Source organism: Jatrophihabitans lederbergiae (assembly GCF_031845305.1).
Taxonomy (GTDB): domain Bacteria; phylum Actinomycetota; class Actinomycetes; order Mycobacteriales; family Jatrophihabitantaceae; genus Jatrophihabitans_A; species Jatrophihabitans_A lederbergiae.
In genome coordinates, this window is sequence record NZ_JAVREH010000114.1 from 1 (window position 1) to 4,002 (window position 4,002).

The 4,002-nt window shown below is 64.2% G+C and carries 3 protein-coding genes; 2 read left to right on the top strand and 1 reads right to left on the bottom strand.

The genetic code is table 11. The features are described from left to right. The first annotated feature begins 98 nt into the window (after positions 1 to 98). Together RM423_RS24165 and RM423_RS24170 are read left to right on the top strand one after the other, a co-directional pair. Positions 99 to 1,379, top strand: coding sequence for an APC family permease (locus tag RM423_RS24165; RefSeq protein WP_311425593.1), 1,281 nt, complete (start codon positions 99 to 101; stop codon positions 1,377 to 1,379). 86 nt (positions 1,380 to 1,465) lie between these two features. Further along, positions 1,466 to 2,521 (top strand): DmpA family aminopeptidase, encoded by a 1,056-nt coding sequence (locus tag RM423_RS24170; RefSeq protein ID WP_311425595.1) that lies wholly within the window; start codon positions 1,466 to 1,468, stop codon positions 2,519 to 2,521. A 130-nt stretch (positions 2,522 to 2,651) separates the two neighbouring features. On the opposite strand, the gene RM423_RS24175 is transcribed toward RM423_RS24170, so the two are convergent. Continuing rightward, entirely contained in the window at positions 2,652 to 3,794 is a 1,143-nt protein-coding gene (locus RM423_RS24175; RefSeq protein ID WP_311425594.1) for an endo-1,4-beta-xylanase, read from the bottom strand. Positions 3,795 to 4,002 lie beyond the last annotated feature (208 nt).

Here is a 4,002-nt window from a genome sequence, read left to right on the forward strand (position 1 = left end):
GCCGCCGGCACTCCGCCTGCGGCTACCGCAGCCCGATCACCTACGAGAACACCACCACCGCGGCTACGCTACGACCGGCCGCATAACAATCAAATCGCGTGTCCACTTTTCGGGGCGAAGGCCCCCCGATCGCAGGCGGCGAGTACTCCTTCGCCGCGCGCGTCCTTGGCAAAGCCACCGGGTTCGCGCTCTTCTTGATGAACGCCCTCAGCATCATCCTCATCATCGGCGTCATCGCCCTGGGCACGGGACAGTACCTGGCCGCTGCGGTCTCCGGAGCCGATTCCAAATGGGTCGGCGTGGGGGTCATCGTGCTTTGCGCGATCATCGCCGTACTCAACATCCGCACCAACGCCTGGGTTACCGGCACCTGCCTGGTGTTTGAGATGGCTGCCCTTGTCGTCTTGACCGTCCTCGGTTTCTTCCACGTGTCGCGGCCGGTGAGTGTGTTGTTCCACGCCCAGACCGCTGACAGCCACGGCGTTCTCACCGGCGTCGGCCTCGGACTGGTAGCCGCGCAGATGGCTACTGCCATTTTCGCCTACAACGGCTACGGAGCGTCGATCTACTTCGCCGAAGAAACCCGCAACGCCGCTCGCGGTATTGCAAAGGCGATCCTGTGGTCACTGGCGATCACCGTCGCCGCAGAGATCATTCCGATGACCGCAGTTGTTCTCGGTGCGCCAAGCCTGGGTGCTTTGATCAGCAACCCGGCGCCGATGCAGTACTTCATCACCGCTCGAGGCAGCAGCACCCTGAACACCATCGTCAGTCTGGCCATCGCGATTGCCATCATCAACGCCGTCGTGGCCATCACTCTGCAAGGCGGCCGAACCCTCTACAGTTCGGCGCGTGACCGTGCTTACCCCGACCCGATCAGCAACTTCTTCCGCTACGTGCACCCCAGGCTGCAGACGCCGCTGCCCGCAACGCTGTTCGTAGGAGCGGTCGCAGCGATCGTCGCCGCAATAGTTCCGCTCAACTCCCTCATCATCGCTACCGGCGCCACTCTGGTCGCTCTTTACGTCATCGTGGCCCTGTCAGCGATTATCGGTCGCATCAACGGCACAAGCTCCCACGCCCACTACCGGATGCCGCTCTGGCCCCTCGCGCCCGTCGTGGTGATCCTCTCGCTGGGCTACGTCACCTACGAGCTGTGGAAGGGCAACCCCTGGCAGGTCATCATCGCCGTCGGGGCGTTGGCGATCGGCTATGCCTACTACTACGTCTACCTCTACCCACAGCGCGCGACTCGATGGACGATGCCCGCAGCCGCCCACGACGAACACGCCGTTGACGATGCCGGGGCGCTCGTGATGGGCCCGGCAACGGAAATCAGTCCTCCCGGTGCGTCGAACGCCACCGAGGCGACATCATAACGACGATCGAAGGCGCGCAGGCAACCACGCGCAGAGCGCGCGATTACGGAATAGAACTCGAGGGAAGGCCCGGGAGCTGGAATACGATCACCGACGTGCCCGGAGTTCAGGTCGGTTACGAAACCCTCATCCAGGGAGAAGGCCCCCTCGAACAGGGCCATGGACCCGTGCGCTCGGGAGTCACCGCGATTCTGCCACTCGGGCGGGACGGCATCGGGACATCGTGTCCGGCGGGCTGGTTCTCCCTGAATGGCAATGGTGAAATGACCGGTACCGCGTGGCTCGACGAGGTCGGCGCGCTGTCTCTGCCCATCGGCATCACCAACACCCACGCCATCGGAGCGGTTCACCGCGGCATCATCGACTGGTCGATCGCGCAAAAGCCTGAGCTTGCCCCTCGCTGGCACCTTCCGATCGTCGCCGAGACCTGGGACGGCTACCTCAATGACATCAACGGCCCACACATCAACGCCGATGTGGCGATTCGCGCCCTCGACGCCGCACGGTCCGGCCCTCTCCAGGAGGGTTCGGTCGGCGGCGGCACCGGGATGAATTGCTATGCCTACAAGGGAGGAACCGGCACCGCTTCCCGCATCGTCAGGGTCGGTGGACGTTTCTACACCGTTGGCACCCTGATGCAAGCCAACTTCGGCGGCCGCAAAGAGCTGACCATTGCGGGCCGCCGGGTAGGGCCGCAGCTACTCGAGGACAACCCCATGGAAGACACCGACTGGTTCGCCCCGCCCGGAGCCGGCTCGTGCATCACCATCGTCGCAACGGACGCACCGCTCCTGCCGGGTCAATGCAAGGCGCTCGCCCGCAGAGTTCCTTTCGGGCTCGCTCGGACGGGCACCACCGGTAGCCATTTCTCCGGAGATCTATTCTTGGCCTTCTCCACCACGAACGTTGGTGCGCTGGACAGCTCGATCGACACTCACGCCCAGGCAGACGCGCTTTCCTCGTTCGAGTTTGTCCCGTGGGGACAGCTGGATGCGCTGTACGAGGCAGTCGTGCAGTGCGTTGAGGAAACAGTACTCAACGTGCTCGTCGCCGGACGGACAATGATGGGACGGGATAATCATCGGAGCCCGGGCTTCCCCGTCGAAAGGCTGTCACAGCTCGACGCCGGATGGTCGTCCTGAACTCGAGTCCGGCAGGCGATAGGGTCAATTCCGCTCGACGGCCAGCTGTGCCATCGATCCGACCACCGTCCGTCAGTCCGGCCGAGGCGGCCATCGGGACGATCAAACGAGTCGAGCTGATGGTGTTTGGCTACCGGCGTGGTGCGCCGTTCGCCGCGAGCTTGAGGTCCTGCTGCAGTTCGGTGTAGGCCGGCTTGGGCTGCAGGTGGACGTCATAGATCCCGGCGTAACCCTCACCGGTGAACCATCCCGGCACCCACGAGTCCTTGTCGCCGAATCCCCAGACGGTGAAAGAGATGCAGCTGCGGACGGCGAGGCAGGCCTTGAGCAGCTGGTCGTAGTAGTACGCGTGCGCCGAGATCGCCAGCTGGTCGGTGGGCACCTGCTCGGTGGCGTTGTTGACGAAGGTGCGCACGTCCGCCTCGGTGATGGCAACCTTCAGACCGAGCCTGGCGAACCGCTGCAGATCCTGCGTCATCTTGGTCGGGAAGCCGTACTGGGTGTCCAGGTGTGCCTGATCGCCGACACCGTCGATGGGCACGTCCGCTGCTTGCAAGCGCTTCACGAACGCGTACGCCGCGTCGGACTTGGCGTTGGAACCGTCCTCACCGGCAATGTTGTAGTCGTTGTAGAACAACAACGCCTTGGGGTCGGCAGCGTGCGCCCAGCGGAAGGCGTCGGCGATGACACCAGTTCCCAGGTGCGAGATCCAGAAGTCGTTCGGATTGACCGTCGAGGGGTTGCTGTCGGTGAAGAACTCGTTCGCGACGTCCCACTGCCAGATCTTGCCCTTGAAGTGGGTCACCTCGTCGGTGACGTGCTTGTGCAACAGTGCGCGCAGTTGGCCGTTGCCGATCGTGCCGTTCTGCACGCCGGTGGTCAGCCAGCCGGGCAACTGGTTGTGCCACAGCAGAACGTGCCCGCGGACCAGCTGATCGTGCTGCTTGGCGAATAAGACCAGGCGGTCGGCCGCAGACCAGTCATAGCTGCCTCGGGTCGGCTCGACCGTCTCCCACTTCATCTCATTGCCCGGCGTTACCGAGGAGAACTGGCTGGCGGTGATCCGCCGGTAGGCGGCGTTGTCGAGGTCATAGGGGATCACCGCGGTGCCGACTCGCAGGCCGACCTTCGAGGCCAGTGCCCGCAGCGAATTCGACGGCGCGCGGTAGTGGCCGCTGGTGTGCTCGGAAGACGCCGGCGAGGCGGAGGCGACCGCGCCGGTGGTCAGCACGGCGGCGCCAGCGACGGCAACGGCAAGCTTTCGGAGTTTCACAGATGGCTCCTTGGGGGACGGTTGTGACGGATACTTCGATCGACGCCACGGTAAGCAAAACGCTTCGGCAAGCTGCCGAACACGGGCCTTCGCCCCGAAAAGTGGACACGCGATTTGATTGTTATGCGGCCGGTCGTAGCGTAGCCGCGGTGGTGGTGTTCTCGTAGGTGATCGGGCTGCGGTAGCCGCAGGCGGAGTGCCGGCGGCG